Origin of the sequence: Cohnella abietis, assembly GCF_004295585.1 — a bacterium.
Lineage (GTDB): Bacteria > Bacillota > Bacilli > Paenibacillales > Paenibacillaceae > Cohnella > Cohnella abietis.
This window is the reverse complement of record NZ_AP019400.1, coordinates 3,774,959-3,794,436: the sequence shown is the minus strand read 5'-3', so window position 1 is coordinate 3,794,436 and position 19,478 is coordinate 3,774,959. Positions and strand designations below refer to the sequence as shown.

Below are 19,478 nucleotides of genomic sequence, written 5' to 3'. Positions count from 1 at the left end.
GAGGAGAAGAACAATGAAAAGACGAGTTACTTTGTGGTTAGCTTCTGTCTTGATATTCAGCTCGCTTGTCGTTACCCAATTGTCCGTATCGGTTCCGAAAGCTCATGCTGCCGCCTATACGACTGAATTATGGAAAGCTGTAGATATCGTCTTGCATAGTTCGAAAAGCTATACTAACCCCTATATGGATGTTGAACTAAGCGCCACATTCATCGGTCCTGGCGGAGTAACCATGACTATTCCGGGTTTCTGGGATGGCGGGAATACGTGGAAGATTCGCTTTGCACCAACAGTAACAGGTAATTGGTCTTATTCGACACATGCTTCCGATTCGACGGATACGGGCTTGGAAGGTCAAACGGGAACCGTTGCGTCTCAACCTTATTCCGGTTCGCTTGACATCTATAAGCATGGATTCGTCAAAGCCGATTCTTCGAATCGATTCTTGACCTATAGCGATGGAACGCCCTTCTATTGGTTGGCGGATACGCACTGGATGGGGTTGTCTTATCGGGAAAGATGGGGGACTTCCAACGATGTCCGATGGTCATCTCAGTATAAGGGGATGGTCGATAAACGGGTCAAGCAGGGGTATTCGGTTTATCAGATGAACTTTTTCGCTTTCGAGCAGGGCGATGTAGATAAGAACGGAACCTATAACGAAGGTGGCCATGTATGGAACTATAATCGGTACGATGTGAATGCTTCAAGCTTTATTACCTCCAGCAGTCTATACGATAGTTATGTGGCTCATCCTAGCAAAGCATTGGACGATCGAGAAGGGACGATGTGGAAAGCCGCATCGAACGCGTATCCACAATGGTTTTCTATTGATCTAAAAGCGAATACCGCACTTAGCAAAATCGATACCCTGTTCGGAGAGAACGATACTTGGAAATACAAAATCGAGGGCTCTTCCGATAATGTTACGTATACAACTCTAGTAGACCGGACAAGCGGAGTTTCGGGGGATTCTTTCTCTGATTCTGTAACGGCTGCGGTTAGATATGTAAGAATCTCAATTACAGGTGCAGCCGGAGGGAGTACGCCGTCTATCCGGGAGTTTAAGGTGTATAATGCAACGGGTTCAGCATTGAACTGGAAGGGCTTCGCATCTGACTTGAATCCGGGCTTCTGGCAAAATTGTGATCTTCGTATCCAATATGCGATCGACAACGGATTGGTAGTTGCTCTCGGCATCGATTGGGGGAGGCTGTTGGACAGCGGTAACGAAGCGGATTACAAAAGAATGGCCAGATATATCGTTGCTAGGTATGGAGCTTATCCAACGGTATGGACTGGTGGCGGGGAGTATGGCCAAGGCAGCGCAGCTAGCTGGAAAAATGTACTTGATTACACGTACTCGATAGATGCTTATAAACGCGCTAATACTCTTCACAACGATTACACGAACACGATTGCATTCCGTAATGACAATGCCTTTCATTTCGATTTCCTGCAAAGCGGTCATGGTGCTTTGCGAGATAAAAGCTACTGGCTAGAACATTACAATGCGACTCCGACCAAGGTTGTCATCGAAGGCGAAGCCAATTATGAGAACATTAATGGTATTCCTTCTTCTTATACGAGGGAAACGGCATGGAATGCGAATATGGCTGGTAGTGCGGGATTCTCTTACGGTTCTGAAGGATTATGGCAGGCAACTTGGGATAGCAATGACAATTGGCAGGTGTGGGGTGGGCTTCCAACTCCATGGTATGAAGCCATCGATAAGCCTGCCGGTGAGCAAATGCGCTACATGAAAGACTTTTTCCAGACAGTAAGCTGGTGGTCGCTGGAACCGAATGCATCAGTTATTTCTTGGAGCGGAGCCCCATCGGGAACACAAGAGCCTGCTGCAAAAACGAACGTGGACCGTTCAACGACTATTGCGTATTTGCCCTCCACGTCAATGGCATATTCAGGTACTCTGAACGGCTTGGATGGAACTGCAACTTATATGGCCAGATGGCTAAACCCTCGCACGGGTAAATACACGACGATTAATGCAGGGTTTTCACCGAACTCATCTGGACAATGGAGCGTTCCCCCTCAACCTACGTTAGAGGATTGGGCGTTGTCGGTTATTAAGGTTTCAAATTCGGTGGCTCTTCCTGTGATGAATATTGGCGGCGGTACCTATGACTCCATGCAAGGCGTAGCAATGACTTCAGCTACTACCGGCGCGACAATTCATTACACGACCGATGGATCGACGCCAACTCTAGCTAGTCCCGTATACACCAGCCCATTGCTCATGACATCTCCTTACCCTGAGACGATCGTCATTAAGGCAATTGCTGTAAAGAGCGGTATGATTAATAGTCCGCTGTCCATTGAATACTATAAACTCCTGACTGGGAGTTTGACACGCAATCGTACTTATAGCAGCTCTTCCCAATATGACGCGAACCAAACCGCCGATAAGGCGTTTGACGGTACCGCTTCGAATTGGCAAGCGGCATCAGGGCATTATGCGAACGAATGGTTACAAGTTGATATGGGGAGCAATGTAACCTTTAATACTGCAGTGATCAGTGAATACGGCAATCGTACGACAGGATTCCGAATTGAATACTGGAATGGTTCTTCATGGGCTACAGCGTATACGGGAACGACTATCGGCAATTATGGTTCTCCTCGAACGCTTACTTTTCCAGCTGTGACCGCGAGTAAAGCTCGCTTATACTTTACGGCTGGCACAGGCTTTCAACCCATTATCTATGAGTTTGAACTCTTAAATCGAAATCATACCTTAAATTTGCCAGTAGCCAATTATAGCAGCTCATCGCAGAATGATAGCAATCAATCCGCCGAAAAGGCGTTTGACGGGTCACTCGCTACCAATTGGCAAGCTGGTAATAATATGTTCTCGGGACAATGGCTCTCGGTTGATTTCGGACAATCGGTTACCTTCAGTAAAGCGGTGCTAACCGAATACGGTAACCGTACGACAGGCTATAGAATCGAGTATTGGAACGGCTCGGCCTGGGTAACGGCATATACGGGAACAACGATCGGCAGTGCTAACACTCCGAAGACCCTTACATTTCCGGCCGTCACCGGGAGCAAGGCCCGGCTCTATTTTACATCTGGTACAGGACAACAACCGATAATCTATGAATTTGCAATCTACTAAAGAGCGATTGCTATAAAACTTTATTTTCTCAGTTTATTAAGACCTTTTAAATAAGCCAGGTAACATAAAGGGATCTACATATTGTACATGACTAATATGTAGATCCCTTATGTTTAACAATCGTTCTCCGTAAGCCAGTTAGCCTTTTTGACAGATGTATAATCCATGAGTGCTTATTCCTAATATGCTTCGTTCCCTACATGTTTGAAAGTGGTAGCTGAGCCACGAGTTGAACTCATCATCTCCGAGTCTGTCTACGTAATCCTGTATGGTATGACTAATCCCATCTGTTCCTACATGATCGACAGGAATGACATCAAATTTGTGCAATAAAGCTTCGATTTCATCTGGACTTGTAAAATAAGCATCCGTCCAAAAGCAATCGTCATCCCCCTCAATAATTACACCTTCATTAATTACCTTTTCAATCACACTATTGCGAATAAATTTTTGATCCCTTGTAACAAGCATCGGTATTACGGAGTATTTATTGATATAGGCAATAGCCAGATGTCCGCCTTTCTTTAATACCCTTAAACATTCCTTAATACAAGCGCTTCGGTCATCAACACCCGTAATGTGGTACATTGGGCCGAAACACAATACAAAATCGAATGTTTCAGAATCAAACCGACTTAAATCAATGGCGTTATCAACATGCGCATCAATGCTCAATCCTGTTTTTTTAGATTTTTCTATTATTATCTCGATATGTTTCGGTGTTAAATCAATTGCGACAACCTTATGATTCCGTTCAGCATAATAGAAAGAATAAGCTCCAGCACCTGCACCAACATCAAGGATGTAGGCATTTTCAGGCATAATGCTTTTAAGCACATGATTTGTAGTCATAAATTCGATCTTTCTTGAATTACTTGAAAACCTTGAATCTTCATCAATTGACTCGTAATAATTAGACACATTCATGATTTCCGATAACCTCCTTTAGGATGTAAAAACAAAAAAATCCCGCCTCTAAAAGAGACGAGATTGAGATAATTACTTTCTTCGTCATCGAAATTTATGGAGTTGTTTTGGAAAGTATAAACAATTACCGTGTTGGTTTCAAGGGTGTATTATTGAGCCAATTTGCCGTTAGCTTATATTCTTATCTATTTTTAATTTTGCCCACTCCCTAGACGGATGTCCACCATACGATATAGGGTTCCTTATGTTGAATTACAGCGTAATCATCAGCCCAAAGGGAGTTGGGACTTTAGTGAAATCAAAGACGGAGCTTACCGGTCGAGTTATCTTCAAAGGTGACCCGGGGTATGACACGGCACGTAAGAACTGGGATCCCCATACCAACAAATTCCCCAAAGTGTTTGTCTTTGCACAGAAAACACATGACGTCGCAAACGCCATCAAATGGGCCCGCGAGAACAATGTCCCCATTCGCCCGAGAAGCGGAAGGCATTCCTTGGAAGTCAACCTGTCTCAAGTCAACGGTGGCATTGTTATTGATGTAAGTGACTTGAAGACCCTGAAGTTGGATAAGAAAAACAAGACGGTTATCGTGGGAACGGGCAATCGAGTGGGAAGAATCGCAAAAACGCTAGCTCGGCAAGGATTCATTGGAGGCTTCGGCGACAGCCCTTCCGTTGGAATCGGCGGAATTACGCTCGGCGGGGGAATCGGACCACTGCAACGGACGATCGGTCTCATCAGCGATAATCTTCTTGAACTCAAGATGGTTGACGCGAAGGGAAGAGTGATTCGAGCTAATAAGAAATGTAACTCCGATCTGTATTGGGCTTCCCGCGGGGGTGGCGGAGGCAACTTTGGCGTGTATACCCAGTACAAATTTAAAACAATTCGTGCTCCGACGCACGCGACCGTGTACCGCATCACTTGGCCTTGGGATCGTAAGCTACAGCCTTATATCGTTGGATCCTATATCAACGTTCCAGACCAAGGGATTAAAAATTCCGGGCCGGTATACTATGGAGCGAACTTTCCTAGATTGCGGAGAGTCAAAGCGAAATACGATCCCGAAAACGTATTTAATAATCCTCAAAGCATTCCGCCGACTCGCAGGGCATAGGAGATGTAGAGAAGGGATGCCCGTAATATCGGCATTCCTTTTTTATGTTTTCTAGTTTGCGAGCAGCTTTTCTCTTGATTTGCTACTATGTTGACTAGGGAACCTCCGGATACCGTACGGTATGTACGGTGGTAGGGAGGTCGGCTACTCAACTAATGGGTAGCCTCACCCGATTTAATCAGTAGCACAACAACAGCAGATTTGCATTGTATTAGTAGCGTAAAGTTTATATACGGGTAGATGTGAAGTTTCAAGAGAGTGGTGGAAGATCATTCATTCGATTCACAAAGATATGATAAACTAATTGTGGTTATTTATTCTAAGTTATCAGCTAAACCGTTGAGTTTCACGACCATACTGCAAGTGTGTGTTCGCGCCCGATAGTGAACGCTCGGTACCTTATTGGGTCTGAAAGTGCGAATTTGTGTCTGATAGTGAACGCCCGGTACGTTATTGCGACAGAAAGTGTGGATATGTGTCCGATAGTGAACGCTAGGTGCGTTATTGCGGCAGAAGGAGTGAATTTGCGCCCGATAGTGAACGCGCGGTGCGCTATTGCGGCAGAAAGTGTGGATTCGCGGACGTTAGTGGCCCCCCGGTACCTTATCGCGGCAGAAGGAGTGCGCCGGTACATTAGTAAATTAAGAGAAATGTAAGGTGATGAGTAGTGAACACTACAAACCAGATTGTAACTCGGGTTATTAATGACTGGGATCCAATTGGTCTTTTAGCAGGAGGTGCCCCAGAGAACGAATATGATATTGAGATCAATGAAATTGTAGAGAAATGCATAATGTGCGAAAACGAAACGGATTTGGCAAGGCAAATCTATAAAGTGTTTTACGAGAAAATGGGAATAAAATTAAATCAGTTAACTTGCTTAAAGCACGCATTTAATATAATTGAGCAGACTGATGAATAGTTGAAATAAGTTTGAAGTATTTTAAAGGTGGGGATAGTTATATTGAAATGTTTAAGAATACTTATTTAGAATTGTTTGAGAATTACATGCAGCAAAGTTATTGGCCGTTCGAAATTACTCATCCTGTGACCCAAAGAATGCTTGAAATGCTGGATAAAGCAGTGGGAACTCATCTTTCAATTGGACTCTATAAAAGTGGAGATATCCATCACTACGCAGAAATGATACGGCGGTTAGGTGATGAGTACGGGATTGGAGTCACTGTTGCGCATATCCTTTGGCAGCAAGAGCTTAACGCCGGAAAGACGCCGGAAAGCTTATTACTTAATAACATTAACCATCCCAATGGTTACGGACACTGAATCTATAGCCACGCTTTCGCGAACAATTGGAAGGGTAATCAATCTTAGCGAAGCATTGGTACCTGAGCTTTTCAAAGAGGAAAACGTTTTCTAATTAACAAGTCGCGGAAATCGTGGCTTTTTCTATTTTTGGGAATAGGTTTAGGTATCTAAAATAGAGATGCCAGACATCGTGATTCTGTATTATGCAGAATAACAGAATCGTCGTATGATGAATGAGCAGATCAGACGGTCTGAAATGTTTTCAAATATAACTACCTTTTAATAGGTAGATGAAGGAGATTGGTAAAATGAATATTCAAAATAAAGTAGTAGTGATTACAGGTGGAAGCAGTGGAATTGGAAAAGCAGCGGCAATTGAACTGGTGAAACGTGGAGCCAATGTAGTCATCAATGGTCGCCGTGAACAAGCGTTAATTGAGGCTGCAAATGAAATCGATCCGACAGGAGAGCATGTCGCATATGTTGCGGGCGACATTTCAGATGCTCAAGTAGCTGAACGCTTAATCGGCGAAGCACTTTCTCGCTTTGGACGTATCGACACACTGGTGAATAATGCCGGCATTTTTATAGCAAAACCATTCACGGACATTACTGAAGCAGAATTTGAATCGGTACTGTCCATCAATGTGGCAGGATTTTTCCGAGTTACTCAACGTGCGGTGACCGAGATGCTGAAGGTGGGTTCCGGTCATATTGTCAACATCACGGCAAGTGGAGCCGCAGAGCAGCCCCTTAAAGCCGTGCCATCTGTACTTGCAGCACTGACCAAAGGAGGCTTGAACGCAGCAACGAAATCGCTGGCGATTGAGTATGCGGACAAGGGACTTCGCGTGAACGCAGTCGCGCCAGGAATCACTAAGACGCCGATGCATTCAGTTGAAACACATGATTATTTGGCTCAGCTGCACCCAGTGGGTCGAATGGGCGAGGTTCGGGATATTGTTGACGCCATTGTGTATTTGGAATCCGCACAATTCGTGACTGGAGAGATTCTTCATGTCGATGGCGGTCAAAATGCAGGAAAGTGGTAAGCTGCAAATAATCTTTTGAATATGGACAAATACTGAATTAATATAAAGGAGGATGGCGTTCATGCTGTACGAATTGCGGATTTACGATGTGAAACCGGGTCGCATGCAAACGATACTGAATAGGTTTCGGGATGGTACGATAAGTATTTTTGCTAAACATGATATGAAGGTAACGAATTTTTGGGTAGACGCGGACGAATCAAAGAATCGTTTGTATTACGTGCTTGAGCATCTTGACGCGGCATCCCGTGAACGAAACTTTCAAGCTTTTCTGGAGGATCCAGAATGGCTTGAGCTTAAGGATAGAACGGAACAAAACGGACTCTTATATGAGAAGGTCGAAGTTGTGTACATGAAAAAAGCGTCTTTTTTCGAGTGAAATAACACGTTTAATGTGTAGGAGAGGAAGATGAACATTAGACTTGATACAGAACTTTGTCGCATATTTAATATTCGATACCCCATCTTCTTGGCAGGCATGGCAGGTGGACCTGGAACGGTTAGCTTAGCTACAGCTGTATCCAATGCGGGCGGGCTTGGCACGCTAGGAGCCGCCTATATGGAACCTGAAGTACTCCGCAGTGCGATTCGTGACATTTATAAGCAAACGAATAATTCCTTTGCAGTGAATTTATTTTCTATTCAAGCTACCGACGATAATACGAGAACTGGCGAAGTTCAACGAGAACTAAATAATATGCGAAAAAAACTCGGGCTAGCTGAGATGTCGGGAGAAGCCATACGGACGCCAAATCATTTTGAACAACAATTTGCTATTATCCTGGAGGAAAAAGTTCCTGTTATTAGCACTGCTTTCGGCGTTCTTCCTGCACATATGATTAAGCAAGCTAAAGCAGTCGGCATTCGAATTGTCACAATGGTGACGACGGTCAATGAAGCACTCCTTGCTGAACAAGCGGGATGTGACGCAATTGTGGCTCAGGGCAGCGAGGCTGGGGGACACCGTGGGACATTTGACATCTCCAATCGACCCATGGGTGCTAATATCGGTACAATGGCCTTAGTTCCGCAGATTGTTGACCGCGTAAATGTTCCGGTCATTGCGGCAGGAGGCATTATGGATGGCCGTGGGCTTGTCGCCGCACTCGCACTTGGGGCACAGGGGGTGCAGATGGGGACCCGCTTCCTGACTTCGAAAGAATCGGGAGCCCATATCTCCTATCAGCAAAAACTGCTTGCCAGCACCGAGGAAAGTACGGTGATCACGAAAGTGTTTTCGGGTCGCCCGGCCAGAGGGGTTGCTAATGAGTTTATCGAAGCTTGGGATAAAAGCGGGATAGAACCGCTTCCGTTCCCTACTCAGAATTCCGCGACGAGGGATATAAGAAATGCTGCAGCCAAGCAAAATAATCCCGATTACATGTCTTTGTGGGCAGGACAAGGCTTGCGGATGCTAACTTCTGGCCAAAGTGCAGAAAGTATCGTGCAGGAAACTATTAATCAGGCGCAAAGTATTCTCTTCAAATAAAAAAGAATGTGACGTGCCAATCTATACTTTAGGCAAAATGGGCTCGCATCTCCGATAAAAATGCTGACAATGCGGGCGTAATTAAAGTGTCTTTGCGCCTGATGAACACGGTTGTGACTTTGGCATGGTTGTTGGGGATCGTATGGCAGCTGATTCGGCCTTGCTTTTCCGGCTCGGTTATAATGGAACGCGGCAATAGAGAAATACCGAGTCCAGCACCTACACAGCCTATAATCGTTTCAATCGATCCAAATTCCATTAGCTTTACGGGTAATATGCCTTCTTCATGGAGCAGCTGATTTAACTTTGCCCGGTAGGAACAACCATTGTGGAATACGAGAAGCGTAGACATCTGCACATCATGGATGGAATTAACGGGCGGGTGGGAGACCGAGGTGACAAGTACCAGCTCCTCATCAATCACGTTTTCCTGAACCAAATCGGGATGCTCCACTGGACCAGACACGAATGCTCCGTTTTGCTCATAATGAAGAACGGCATGAATATGCTTCTCGGTAGGACCGGTAGTTAAAGAAAAGTCGACCGCGGGATATTCAGTATGATATTTGGTAAGCAATGCAGGCAGCCGAACGGCGGCGGTTGTTTCCAGAGAGCCGATATGAAGCGGTCCTGCGGGAACAGAGGAGTCTCCGACGGCCAGTCTGGCTTCCTGAATGACATGCAATATTTTTTCCGCATAGGAAATTAGGATTTGACCAGAAGGGGTGAGAGTAATGCCCCGATTGTGGCGGTAAAAAAGCTGGGTCTGCAAATCGGTCTCCAGCTGTTGAATCTTATGGGTGACGTTGGATTGAGCAAAGTTTAATTTATTTGCCGCTTTAGAAATGCTACCTTCTTGCGCCGTAGTAAAAAACACTTTGAGCAATTGAATATCCATAATAGACCTCCTGAGTACCTGTATATTTAGGTTTAGATATCTGAATTTAAGATAATTGATATAACTATTCTGCATTATACATGATAACAGGTATGGTTTGCTTTTTCGGCGAAGAAATCTGAACATCCTTCGTTGACATGCTATCTACTAAAAGGTAGGGTAATTACATGAATAAAACTAAAAATACAGCAGAGGCTATTTTGGATACTGCTCAGTCGATTGTCCAGGATGTAGGGTTTAACGGATTTAGCTATGCACATATTGCAGAAAAAGTAGGGATACGCACTGCCAGTATCCATTACCATTTCCCAAACAAGGAGGATTTAGGAGAAGCACTAATTTCACGGTATTATAGACATTTTATTTCTGCCATTGCTCAAATCGATACCGAGACACACAATAATTTGGAAAAGCTACGAAAATTCACTTTACTTTACGGTGGCCCTGTTCAAGATTATTGTACTTGTCTGGGCGTCATGTTTTCTACTGACTTGGCTACATTATCTGGTATGACACGTGAAGGGCTAGCTCAGCTTTTCACCACTAATTTGGAATGGCTAGAACGCGTTTTGGATCAGGGGCGGAGTGAAGGGCATCTAAACTTTGAAGGTTCCGCGGTTGTGCAAGCCCTTCAATTCCTTGCTTCGCTTCAAGGTGCACAATTACTTGCAAGAACTTTTCGGGATATAAGTAGGTTTGACATGATTGCCGAAGGATTAGTATCCGCTTTAACTTAAAAACATTTTCCTAATGAAGTCCGCTTAAATCGCGGGCTTTTCTGTTATAAGGATAAATATTCAATGGGCAAAATATCACGAAAATAAAGAGCAATGCCCAGCCGATGACACACTAAAAAGGCATTGCAAATTGAAGTTAATTCATTTATTATAGACATTGAAGGTCTTTAATAGATGTGATATTAGGGAGGAAGGAGGGAACCATGCAGTTCTCCAAAAATACAGATTACGCTTTACACGGTTGAAAAGTTGATGGACGGATCGTAGCAGCATATGCACCAACACTTACGGGAACACTTTATCCAATGGTAATGAATGAAGCTTTCAAGCGTTGCAAACATGAGGTATACAAGATGTGATATGCTTCTTGCGCTCTAATTAGAGACATTAAATATCTATAAAGGATGGTAATGAAAATGATAAACGAACATCTCGATGTAGTGATTATTGGTGGAGGCCCCGCTGGGTTGAACGCCGCCCTTATACTGGGGAGGGCGAGGAAAAATGTAGTGGTGATCGATGAAGGCCGTCCTCGCAACGCGGTGACTCGCAAGACCCACGGATTTCTCACCCGCGACGGAATAAGCCCCAGTGAATTCCGGGAAATTGCGAAGAAAGAGATTAGCGCCTATCCCTCCGTGTTTTTCGTAGCTGATACAGTCGTGTCGGTTGCGGGAACGGACGGACATTTTCAAATTACGACTGCGCTTGGAAATACCTTTACATGCAAAAAGCTGTTACTTGCCATCGGAATGAGAGATCTGCCACTGGACATTCCTGGACTGACGGACGTATATGGGAAAAGCGCATTCGTATGCCCGTATTGCGATGGCTGGGAATTAAGAGATGAGCCACTTGTCATTATTAACAAAGGAGAAGGGCTTATGCACTTCGCTCCAGTGATATCCGGTTGGACGAATCGCTTGACCGTCTGCACGAACGGTCCTGATGGGCTGACGGAAGATCAGCGCGAGGAGCTCCAGCTTCATCAAGTGCCTATTTTCGACTCGCCGATTCAGTACATTGACTCCAAGGACGGGATCGTACGGCAAGTTGTTCTTGAAGACGGTACGAAGATTCCATGTAGAGGGATCTTTTTCAAACCAGATCTGGCTATAGGGTCTGACTTACCGCAAGCGATCGGATGCAACGTCGGAGAATTTGGAACGGTTGAGATCGATAGCTTTGGAAAAACGAGCATTCCTGGCGTCTATAGCGCCGGGGATGCGGCATCGCGAATGCATCAGGCTATTGCAGCCGCCTCTATGGGCTCATTGGCAGCCGCAGTCATAAACAATGAACTGAATTTAGAGGCTTGGAGGAAAACGGACGAGCAGGAGTGGATGAAACGTTGAATATTTCAGAGATAAATTCGACGTCAACCTCGCTTGATTTGAAAAACCTTAAGCGCGGTCCGATCATGTTTGCCCTTATCGTTGGAATGTTCGTTGCTGCTTTAAACGAGACGCTAATGGGAAATGCCCTCCCCGAGCTGATGAAATCGTTCGGAGTATCCGCGGCGACAGCTCAGTGGCTAGCTACCGGATACATGCTCGTCGTCGGTGTGCTTGTTCCGGTGACAGCCGTATTGCAGCAATGGTTCACGACCCGGCAGATGTTTCTTTCGGCGATGAGCTTGTTTTTCGTCGGTACGGTCACCTCAGCGTTTGCCCCGGAATTCGGTGTATTGCTGGTTGGACGGATTATTCAGGCGATAGGAACTGGCATGCTAATGCCGCTTACGATGAACACCATTATGGTTATGTATCCTCCTGAAAAGCGGGGAGGAGCGATGGGGTTGTTCGGACTCGTCATCATGTTCGCGCCGGCAATTGGCCCGACTATTTCGGGTTTGGTCGTTGACGGGCTATCGTGGCGCTGGCTGTTCTATCTTGTATTGCCACTGGCACTGATCTCGATTATCGTTGGGTTCGCCGTTCTGAGGAATGTGTCGGAAATCACGAAGCCGCGAGTGGACCTGTTTTCCATCGGGCTCTCTACGATCGGCTTCGGTGGAATCGTATATGGGTTCAGCAAGGCTGGGGAACACGGTTGGTCAGAGCCGGAGGTGATCTGGACGATTGTGGCCAGCGTTGCCGCCTTGATACTATTCGTCTGGCGACAGCTGTTGTTAAAGGTACCGGTCATGGATTTACGGGCATTCCGGTATCCAACATTTTCGCTTGTCGCAGTGCTGCTCGTCATGCTTATGATGACGTTTTTCTCGACGGCGATCATGCTTCCGTTGTTTATGCAGGGGGTGCTGCTGTTGACGGCGTTCAAATCTGGTTTGATTCTGCTTCCCGGAGGGATAGTGAACGGGATCATGGCTCCGGTTGCTGGAAAGCTGTTCGATAAATTCGGACTGCGCGTTCTTGCCATCCCCGGACTTGTTATTGTGGTCGTCTCGTTGTGGCTGTTAACCCGATTCGACGAAGCTTCGAGCACCGGTTTTCTAGTTACCGTGTACATCGCGATGATGATCGGTGTCTCTCTAGTCATGATGCCCGCACAGACGGCTGGGCTCAACCAGCTACCGCGCCATCTGTTCCCTCATGGGACGGCGATCTTGAACACGCTGTTGCAGGTAGCTGGTGCGATTGGCACTGCCTTGTACATCAGTATTATGTCTAATGGACAGAAAAACTACTTGAGTGGATCAAGCGACCCGCAGTCTCAAGGTGAAGTAGTCAAAGCGCTTGCAAACGGCATAAATAACGCGTTTTGGGTCGGCGTTGTCATCGCTCTCGGTGCTCTCATTCTAGGTTTGTTTCTCCGCAAAGCGAAATCGCAGAACGTCACAATTATAGAAAGTGAGGAACGATCATGAACGATTTCTTTAACGAAGCCTTTTGGGAAAAAGCATGGAAAGACCATGGCGATGCCATCTTGAACAAGATGAACAAGGCCGGAATTGCACCGGCTAAAGCTTTTGATCATAAAGCAAAGACTTTTAACGAGCAATCATTTAGTGAAGAGGGGAGGAAACGAACCAATCGAATTATTAACTGGCTCGAAGGTCAAGGGGTCCGGTTCGAAAATACCTCCGTGCTGGATATTGGTGCTGCCTCGGGAGTTTTTACAGTGCCGTTCGCAGAGCGGGGGGCCAATGTAACCGCCGTAGAATCTTCTCTTCCGCTGGTCGAGCTACTAGGTGAAAACACTGCAAAATTTACTGAAAACAAGGTGGAAATTGTACCCGAGCCTTTTGAGGATATTGACGTGCAGGCTAAAGGCTGGAGGGATGCTTTCTATCTAGTCTTTGTCTCGATGTGTCCGGTCATTTATAGTTGGGAAAATGTGGAGAATATTATTGGTTGTGCGCGTGATTTTTGTTATATTAGTATGCCGGCAGATTCCACAGAGCATAGTCTGTTTAATGAAATCGCACCTCTCATCACCGGTTCGACCTTTAAGAAGAAACCTACGGAAATGAGCTATTTACTCCATCTGCTTTATCTCAAAGGCTACTCCTATGAGTCGCTCATAACACGAGAAACGAAAACGATGGAAATCTCCAGAGAAGCGGCACTGCAAGAAATAATGAACTGGCTCCGTAGTCAAGGTCTGCCTACTGATGGCCAAAATCTGCAAACGGTCACTGACTATTTGGATCGAACGTATCCGTCCGGCAAAGTGGTTGTTAGGCAGAGCGGCCGTTATGGCAAGGTATTGATTCGATTGAAGGACCAGAACATGCATATCAGGGAAGATCTATAAAATAGCTAAGGGGTCCTGAAAGGGACTCGGTTTATACTTGTAAACCAAATAATAATCTAAAAATCCGTGCTCTTGAGCACGGATTTAAAAAAGACTAATTAACCTCGTACCAGGTATGGATACTGATAATCTTGACGATGTAAATTGAGTGCCATTCCATGTCATAAGGTTTTCGACATACCCTAATGTATCGGAGTTAGTAGTACCAATAATACGTTGAAAAGCAAGAAAATCATAACCCATACTTTGTACGTTTGTAACAATGGGATACAATGCACCTATAGCAAGAACCTCGCCCTGGATTGGTTGTTTGAGTTTACCATTATCGTAATAATATTGTGATAAATAGTCATAGCCTTTATGACTAATGTCTATTGTAAATAGCACATCAAGTTGAGGATTTCCTACACTTACTTTGTAAAAATCTTCATAATTCACATTGAATTTATACTCTTTATTATATTTTTCATAATCAAACATTTCATGTAGGATGTTATTCTTGAAGGAATAGATATAAAACACACCATATCCGCCGCTTCCTCCAGAATCAATACTTACTAAAATGTCCTCTACGTTATCCTTAGAAAAATCACCTAGGAAAAGCCTAGCATCATATCCCGCATTGTTTTGAAAATTTACCGTTGTACTTTGATTAGAGAGTCCATCTTGGATAATAAGTGTAATGTTATCTGCAAAGATTCCATCGGTTTTATTTCCATATAAAAATACGTTATCAATTATTCCGTCCCCATTTACATCTCCTTGCTTCATATCAAGCAAAGAAATGCTTCTTGAATGAGTATAGTTCCCATACGTATGCTTTTGAAATTGTCTGTACAAAATAAACATCCCCTATTCATAAGTCAAATCCGTTGTGTTTACAAATATGTAGGTTAATAACTATATGATTGTGCAGATGCCTATGGAGGAAATGAAAATTTCACCCCATCATGGCGGAACATGATGGGGTGAAATTTAAGGGGGAGTTCTCAATACTTCTTAGTAGTGCTTAGATCCAGCAGCAAGGATGATTACCAATAGAATGAAAAGGACAAGTACAAATGCAGCAGCTTCCATTCCACCATATGCAGCACTCACAGAAATCACCACCGCTTTGATAATATGAACTATTTATTTCACTGTTAGTATATGTACGGATAAATATACTGTCAGTACATTCGCATAGACCAATCAATAATCCGCATGTGTCTATCCGATATCTACTCTAGTCAAACTAGATAGGGCTTATGTTATTGACTATTCCAAACAATCCGATCATTCCAAATGTCACGACATCGAAGAGCAAAAAAAGAAGATAAATGTTTCATTAAAATCTGGGTACAGAATTAAAAGAGCCCCAACATGGCGGATCATGTTGGGGTTAAGATTTAAGGGGAGTTCGGAATACTTCTTAGTAGCCGCCCTTAGATCCAGCAGCAAGGATGATTACCAATAGTATGAAAAGGACAAGTACAAATGCAGCAGCTTGAGATCCACCATAAGCACTCACAGAAATCACCACCACTTTGATATTGTGATCATTTATCACTCTGTAAGTATATGTGCAGATAAATATACTGTCAGTGCATTCGCATAGACCATTCAATAATCCGCATATGCCCTTACTGACTTATTTATCAAATAGACGGACAAGGGGGGACTCGGCTAATATATTAGGTATTGCCGAAAACGGTGGACTACCTCCATGGGCAGCGCAAAGGGGAGAGACGATGAAATGAATCGCATTTACAAAAGAAGCTTGTTTGCCAGATTACTTGTCTGGATGCTTATTATGACCACCATTCCGTTTGTTTTGTCGAACGTGATTTCCTATCGATCCAATTATCGTACGCTTCAGGAGCATTCCATTGAACTGAATCAGAACACGATGACGATCGGTATGGACAACATAAAAAAGTATTTGCAGGAGCTTAACCAGCTATCGGTGTCTTGGTATGCAGATCAAGATCTGGCCATGTACGTGTGGAAAAATATGAGCAATTACGAGCGCAACATGTACGTTCAAAGAAAACTATATGACGTGTATAGCAGACGTCCGGAAATCAAAATGGTTAATTTTTACGCCGGAGGCTCCGGACAGCACTATCAACTCGATAACTTAATGGGTGGCGATTTCTGGCAAACGGTTCTTCCGCCTGCTAGAGAGAGCGAGTGGAGCAGTGTGCCGGATTATGAGGTACAGCGGTTGAACGGCGAGCGGTTTCTCGCTTTTCACAAGCAGCTGATCGATTATCCGAACTCGACGAAAATTGGCTTATTATCGATTTATGTTTCATTGGACGAAATTGCGAGGCTGAACAGTCAGCTCTTCGATGTTACGAACGAAACGATGTTTTTGTTAGTCTCTCCAAGCAATCAGATGCTATATACGTCTGACAAGGAATTGACGAGTCTGGATGCGGTTGATCAGATCGCTCCTGATCCCCAGAAGGAAAAAGGCTATAGCTTTGGAAAGTTGAACGGCAAGAAAGGCGTGTATGTCTACGTCCGTAATCACTATTTAAATGTTCCGTTCATGAGCATCAAGTTTATTCCGTCCGTTGCGATCAATAAGGTGGCGAAGCAAACGCTGAATCAGACGATCGCCATTCAAGTGGTGGCTTTGGCTTGCATAGTTATATTTGCATTTATCCTGTCCTACTCCATCACTGCCCCGATTAAGCGGCTAGTTCAGAATATATCTCGCGTTGGAATCGGAATTTTTGACGGTGTCAAATTCAATGCCCGAGAGGACGAAATCGGAATTCTCGAGCACCGCTTTGAAATGATGGTGCACAATCTGAAAGAAATGATTTTTAAGGAATACCAGCAGAAGCTTGAGGTATCCACGGCCCGGCTGAAGATGCTACAAGCGCAGATCAACCCTCACTTTCTGTACAACACGTTGCAGTCTATTTCTACGCTTGCGCTCCGTTATCAGGCAGAAGAGATTAACGACAGAATAGCTGAGCTCGGATTTATTTTGCGATACAGCATGGATATGAAAACCGAATTTGTCCCTCTAAAGAAGGAAATTGAGCATATCGAGCACTATTTATCTCTTCAGGAAAACCGCTTCAAAAACAAGCTTTCCTACAGAATTTCATGCGAGCCTGAAGCGGAAAATGTAACCGTTCCCAAGATGATCCTTCAGCCTTTGGTTGAGAACAGCATCATTCATGGCATCGAGAATGGAATGGGAGCGGGGTTCATCCATGTGGAAATTACGCTGAATGCAGAACTCACGATTCGCATTGTAGACAACGGCAAGGGTGTAGAGCAGAATACGATCGAGCTCTTGAGAAAGAGGTTTGCCATTCACCATGTTCAGGATTGGGAAGGTGGCGGCATCGGTCTGATGAACGTCTTACAGCGGCTATGGATTCGGTATGGGGAAGCTTTCGAATGGAATTTGAGCAGTGTAGCTTATGAAAAGACAGAAATTCAACTAGTGATTCCCCTTGAGGAGGCAGCCCCAGATGAAAATATTGATCGTGGATGATGAGCAGCATGTAAGAGAAGGAATTGAGCTGTCGATCTCAACGGAAAAGTTCGGGATTACAGATATTTTCATGGCGGAGAACGGCATTGAAGCGTTGGAGCTAATTAAGGCTAATAAACCTGCCGTTGTTTTTTGCGATATGAAAATGCCGATGATGAACGGAATTGAGCTACTGCAAAAAATTAGGGAGATCCAATCCAATACACAGGTTATCGTCATTAGCGGGTACAGTGATTTTGAATATACGAGAGCTGCTATCAAGGCTAATGGAGTGGACTATATTTTAAAGCCTTTTCACAGGAAAGAGCTTGAAGAAGCACTCCAGAAGGCTGTTAGCGCGTGGAATGAGCTAGAGAGCATAAAGCAATCCGAAACGGAGCGCGGACATATCATTCGGAAGGCAGATGCCCTTCTGGACGAGAAAAAGCTGGCCTCCTTTGTCAAAGGGGAGAGTCCACTGACGGATGCGGTCAGACGAATTTTCAATAAGCTCGGATTGCCGGAGCAAATCTTGAGCATTTCCGTCATTTTGCCACGAAAACGAATGGACATAGTGGGTAGCCGATTTGAGATGGATGAGGAGTTGTTTTTCTTTGCTGTAGACAATATTGCCCGGGATGCGATAGGGGATTCCCCTAGCTATCTATGCAGGCTGGACGACTATCAGTGGTTGATGATCATTGGCGATGGGGCAACTGGCAGGAAGGGTGTTAACCTGTCCATGCATCTAGAGAGAGCAAGGCGAGCATGGAAGCAAACCCTCGGACTAGAGGTGCTAATCGGACAATGCGCTAGAGCATGTAGCCTTGCCGATTTGGGTCAGGCTGTCGGGGAGGCGAAGCAGGAGCTGCTTGGCTGTGACGTGCTGCCAGGCAAATCGAAAGCGTCCACAGCTGGGGCTCAGGAAGTTCCCCCCTTTATGAATCAGCAATTTTTGCTGCAAAAAGCGATCGAAACCGGAAACAAGCGTTTTGTTCTGGACATTGTCGGAAAGTATGCGGAAGGTTTACGGCAGCAGGGGAAGCTAACGTTAAAGGAGCTACAGATTTGTTCGTTGGAGGCCAATCTAATCCTTAGCAGATTAACAGCCAAACAATCGGGGACTTCACCAGCTCCTCATCTGCCTCTATGGATTAGCGATATAGAGGAATGGGAAAAAATGCTGCTGCAGCAGTTCTGGATTGTGCTAGAAGCGACAAATATAGCGTCTCAGGGCAGTCAGGAAATCGAGACGATTCGGGATTATTTGACTCGATATTTTCATGAAGACATTTCGTTTGCTACCCTGTCGGAGAAATTTCACCTTAGCCCGCAATATATTTCGAAGAGATTTAAGGAAACGTACAATACGACGATCATTTCGTATTTGACCGAGCTGAAGATCGAGAAAGCCAAAGCTTTGCTATCCAACACGAATTCAGCGGTATCTCAGATTGCCAACCAACTAGGCTATGTCGACGAAAATTATTTCAGCAAGGTGTTCAAGAAGCAAACAGGAATGTCACCGCTTCGTTTTCGCAAGGTTCGACATCAAACGCAGATATTCCCTATTTAGGCGAGGATATTCCCTGCCACGCGCAAATGTAAGCGTATAAAATAAAGCCTGTACACAGCACATCACACCATAC

General features: G+C 44.8%; 17 protein-coding genes. 13 read left to right on the top strand and 4 right to left on the bottom strand.

Translation table 11 applies throughout. The annotated features are described in order from the left end of the window. The first annotated feature begins 13 nt into the window (after window positions 1-13). Complete coding sequence (locus KCTCHS21_RS16470) at window positions 14-3,139, top strand: apiosidase-like domain-containing protein (RefSeq protein ID WP_130610494.1); 3,126 nt, start codon at window positions 14-16, stop codon at window positions 3,137-3,139. A gap of 138 nt (window positions 3,140-3,277) precedes the next feature. Here KCTCHS21_RS16470 and KCTCHS21_RS16465 read toward each other — a convergent pair whose 3' ends face one another. Further along, window positions 3,278-4,066, bottom strand: coding sequence for a class I SAM-dependent methyltransferase (locus KCTCHS21_RS16465; protein WP_197726474.1), 789 nt, complete (start codon window positions 4,064-4,066; stop codon window positions 3,278-3,280). Window positions 4,067-4,358: 292 nt separating this feature from the next. Here KCTCHS21_RS16465 and KCTCHS21_RS16460 point away from each other — a divergent pair, with 292 nt between their 5' ends. The 6 genes from KCTCHS21_RS16460 (at window position 4,359) to KCTCHS21_RS16435 (ending at window position 8,993) form a co-directional block, all read left to right on the top strand. Next, window positions 4,359-5,186 carry an FAD-binding oxidoreductase gene (locus KCTCHS21_RS16460; protein ID WP_130610488.1) on the top strand — a complete coding sequence of 276 codons (828 nt, stop codon included), beginning with the start codon at window positions 4,359-4,361 and terminating at the stop codon, window positions 5,184-5,186. Window positions 5,187-5,853: 667 nt separating this feature from the next. Continuing rightward, on the top strand, window positions 5,854-6,108 hold the full coding sequence (locus KCTCHS21_RS16455; protein WP_130610485.1) for a DUF1871 family protein: 255 nt from the start codon (window positions 5,854-5,856) through the stop codon (window positions 6,106-6,108). 47 nt (window positions 6,109-6,155) lie between these two features. Beyond that, window positions 6,156-6,470 carry a hypothetical protein gene (locus tag KCTCHS21_RS16450; protein ID WP_130610482.1) on the top strand — a complete coding sequence of 105 codons (315 nt, stop codon included), beginning with the start codon at window positions 6,156-6,158 and terminating at the stop codon, window positions 6,468-6,470. 290 nt (window positions 6,471-6,760) lie between these two features. Further along, complete coding sequence (locus KCTCHS21_RS16445) at window positions 6,761-7,504, top strand: SDR family NAD(P)-dependent oxidoreductase (RefSeq protein ID WP_130610479.1); 744 nt, start codon at window positions 6,761-6,763, stop codon at window positions 7,502-7,504. A 61-nt stretch (window positions 7,505-7,565) separates the two neighbouring features. Continuing rightward, window positions 7,566-7,883, top strand: coding sequence for an NIPSNAP family protein (locus KCTCHS21_RS16440; RefSeq protein WP_130610476.1), 318 nt, complete (start codon window positions 7,566-7,568; stop codon window positions 7,881-7,883). 30 nt (window positions 7,884-7,913) lie between these two features. Further along, window positions 7,914-8,993, top strand: a complete 1,080-nt coding sequence (locus KCTCHS21_RS16435; RefSeq protein ID WP_130610472.1) for an NAD(P)H-dependent flavin oxidoreductase — start codon at window positions 7,914-7,916, stop codon at window positions 8,991-8,993. 28 nt (window positions 8,994-9,021) lie between these two features. On the opposite strand, the gene KCTCHS21_RS16430 is transcribed toward KCTCHS21_RS16435, so the two are convergent. After that, a complete protein-coding gene (locus tag KCTCHS21_RS16430; RefSeq protein ID WP_130610469.1) occupies window positions 9,022-9,891 on the bottom strand; it encodes a LysR family transcriptional regulator in 870 nt (289 codons plus the stop codon). A 167-nt stretch (window positions 9,892-10,058) separates the two neighbouring features. Between KCTCHS21_RS16430 and KCTCHS21_RS16425 the strand changes: the two genes are divergently transcribed. The 4 genes from KCTCHS21_RS16425 (at window position 10,059) to KCTCHS21_RS16410 (ending at window position 14,348) form a co-directional block, all read left to right on the top strand. Next, a complete protein-coding gene (locus KCTCHS21_RS16425; RefSeq protein WP_130610466.1) occupies window positions 10,059-10,628 on the top strand; it encodes a TetR/AcrR family transcriptional regulator in 570 nt (189 codons plus the stop codon). Window positions 10,629-11,044: 416 nt separating this feature from the next. After that, on the top strand, window positions 11,045-11,983 hold the full coding sequence (locus KCTCHS21_RS16420) for an NAD(P)/FAD-dependent oxidoreductase (protein ID WP_130610463.1): 939 nt from the start codon (window positions 11,045-11,047) through the stop codon (window positions 11,981-11,983). A 65-nt stretch (window positions 11,984-12,048) separates the two neighbouring features. Continuing rightward, window positions 12,049-13,458 carry an MDR family MFS transporter gene (locus tag KCTCHS21_RS16415; RefSeq protein ID WP_179952695.1) on the top strand — a complete coding sequence of 470 codons (1,410 nt, stop codon included), beginning with the start codon at window positions 12,049-12,051 and terminating at the stop codon, window positions 13,456-13,458. Next, window positions 13,455-14,348 (top strand): class I SAM-dependent methyltransferase, encoded by an 894-nt coding sequence (locus KCTCHS21_RS16410; protein ID WP_130610457.1) that lies wholly within the window; start codon window positions 13,455-13,457, stop codon window positions 14,346-14,348. The genes KCTCHS21_RS16415 and KCTCHS21_RS16410 overlap by 4 nt, the downstream gene beginning before the upstream one ends. Before the next feature lie 84 nt (window positions 14,349-14,432). Here the strand turns inward: KCTCHS21_RS16410 and KCTCHS21_RS16405 are convergent, their stop codons facing one another. Next, on the bottom strand, window positions 14,433-15,119 hold the full coding sequence (locus KCTCHS21_RS16405; protein ID WP_232057860.1) for a YybI family spore inner coat protein: 687 nt from the start codon (window positions 15,117-15,119) through the stop codon (window positions 14,433-14,435). Window positions 15,120-15,347: 228 nt separating this feature from the next. Continuing rightward, a complete protein-coding gene (locus KCTCHS21_RS16400) occupies window positions 15,348-15,446 on the bottom strand; it encodes a sporulation protein YjcZ (RefSeq protein WP_232057859.1) in 99 nt (32 codons plus the stop codon). Window positions 15,447-16,083: 637 nt separating this feature from the next. Here KCTCHS21_RS16400 and KCTCHS21_RS16390 point away from each other — a divergent pair. Both KCTCHS21_RS16390 and KCTCHS21_RS16385 read left to right on the top strand, forming a co-directional pair. Beyond that, window positions 16,084-17,850, top strand: coding sequence for a sensor histidine kinase (locus tag KCTCHS21_RS16390; protein ID WP_157994063.1), 1,767 nt, complete (start codon window positions 16,084-16,086; stop codon window positions 17,848-17,850). Next, the gene (locus KCTCHS21_RS16385; protein ID WP_130610448.1) at window positions 17,828-19,405 is read left to right on the top strand and encodes a response regulator transcription factor; all 1,578 of its coding nucleotides are present in this window, start codon (window positions 17,828-17,830) and stop codon (window positions 19,403-19,405) included. The genes KCTCHS21_RS16390 and KCTCHS21_RS16385 overlap by 23 nt, the downstream gene beginning before the upstream one ends. The last annotated feature ends 73 nt before the right edge of the window (window positions 19,406-19,478 follow it).

Coding starts and splice junctions, on each gene's coding strand:
- KCTCHS21_RS16470 (WP_130610494.1), top strand. CDS start 14: ATGAAAAGACGAGTTACTTTGTGGTTAGCTTCTGTCTTGATATTCAGC.
- KCTCHS21_RS16465 (WP_197726474.1), bottom strand. CDS start 4,066: ATGAATGTGTCTAATTATTACGAGTCAATTGATGAAGATTCAAGGTTT.
- KCTCHS21_RS16450 (WP_130610482.1), top strand. CDS start 6,156: ATGTTTAAGAATACTTATTTAGAATTGTTTGAGAATTACATGCAGCAA.
- KCTCHS21_RS16445 (WP_130610479.1), top strand. CDS start 6,761: ATGAATATTCAAAATAAAGTAGTAGTGATTACAGGTGGAAGCAGTGGA.
- KCTCHS21_RS16440 (WP_130610476.1), top strand. CDS start 7,566: ATGCTGTACGAATTGCGGATTTACGATGTGAAACCGGGTCGCATGCAA.
- KCTCHS21_RS16435 (WP_130610472.1), top strand. CDS start 7,914: ATGAACATTAGACTTGATACAGAACTTTGTCGCATATTTAATATTCGA.
- KCTCHS21_RS16430 (WP_130610469.1), bottom strand. CDS start 9,891: ATGGATATTCAATTGCTCAAAGTGTTTTTTACTACGGCGCAAGAAGGT.
- KCTCHS21_RS16425 (WP_130610466.1), top strand. CDS start 10,059: ATGAATAAAACTAAAAATACAGCAGAGGCTATTTTGGATACTGCTCAG.
- KCTCHS21_RS16420 (WP_130610463.1), top strand. CDS start 11,045: ATGATAAACGAACATCTCGATGTAGTGATTATTGGTGGAGGCCCCGCT.
- KCTCHS21_RS16415 (WP_179952695.1), top strand. CDS start 12,049: ATGTTTGCCCTTATCGTTGGAATGTTCGTTGCTGCTTTAAACGAGACG.
- KCTCHS21_RS16410 (WP_130610457.1), top strand. CDS start 13,455: ATGAACGATTTCTTTAACGAAGCCTTTTGGGAAAAAGCATGGAAAGAC.
- KCTCHS21_RS16405 (WP_232057860.1), bottom strand. CDS start 15,119: ATGAAGCAAGGAGATGTAAATGGGGACGGAATAATTGATAACGTATTT.
- KCTCHS21_RS16390 (WP_157994063.1), top strand. CDS start 16,084: ATGAATCGCATTTACAAAAGAAGCTTGTTTGCCAGATTACTTGTCTGG.
- KCTCHS21_RS16385 (WP_130610448.1), top strand. CDS start 17,828: ATGAAAATATTGATCGTGGATGATGAGCAGCATGTAAGAGAAGGAATT.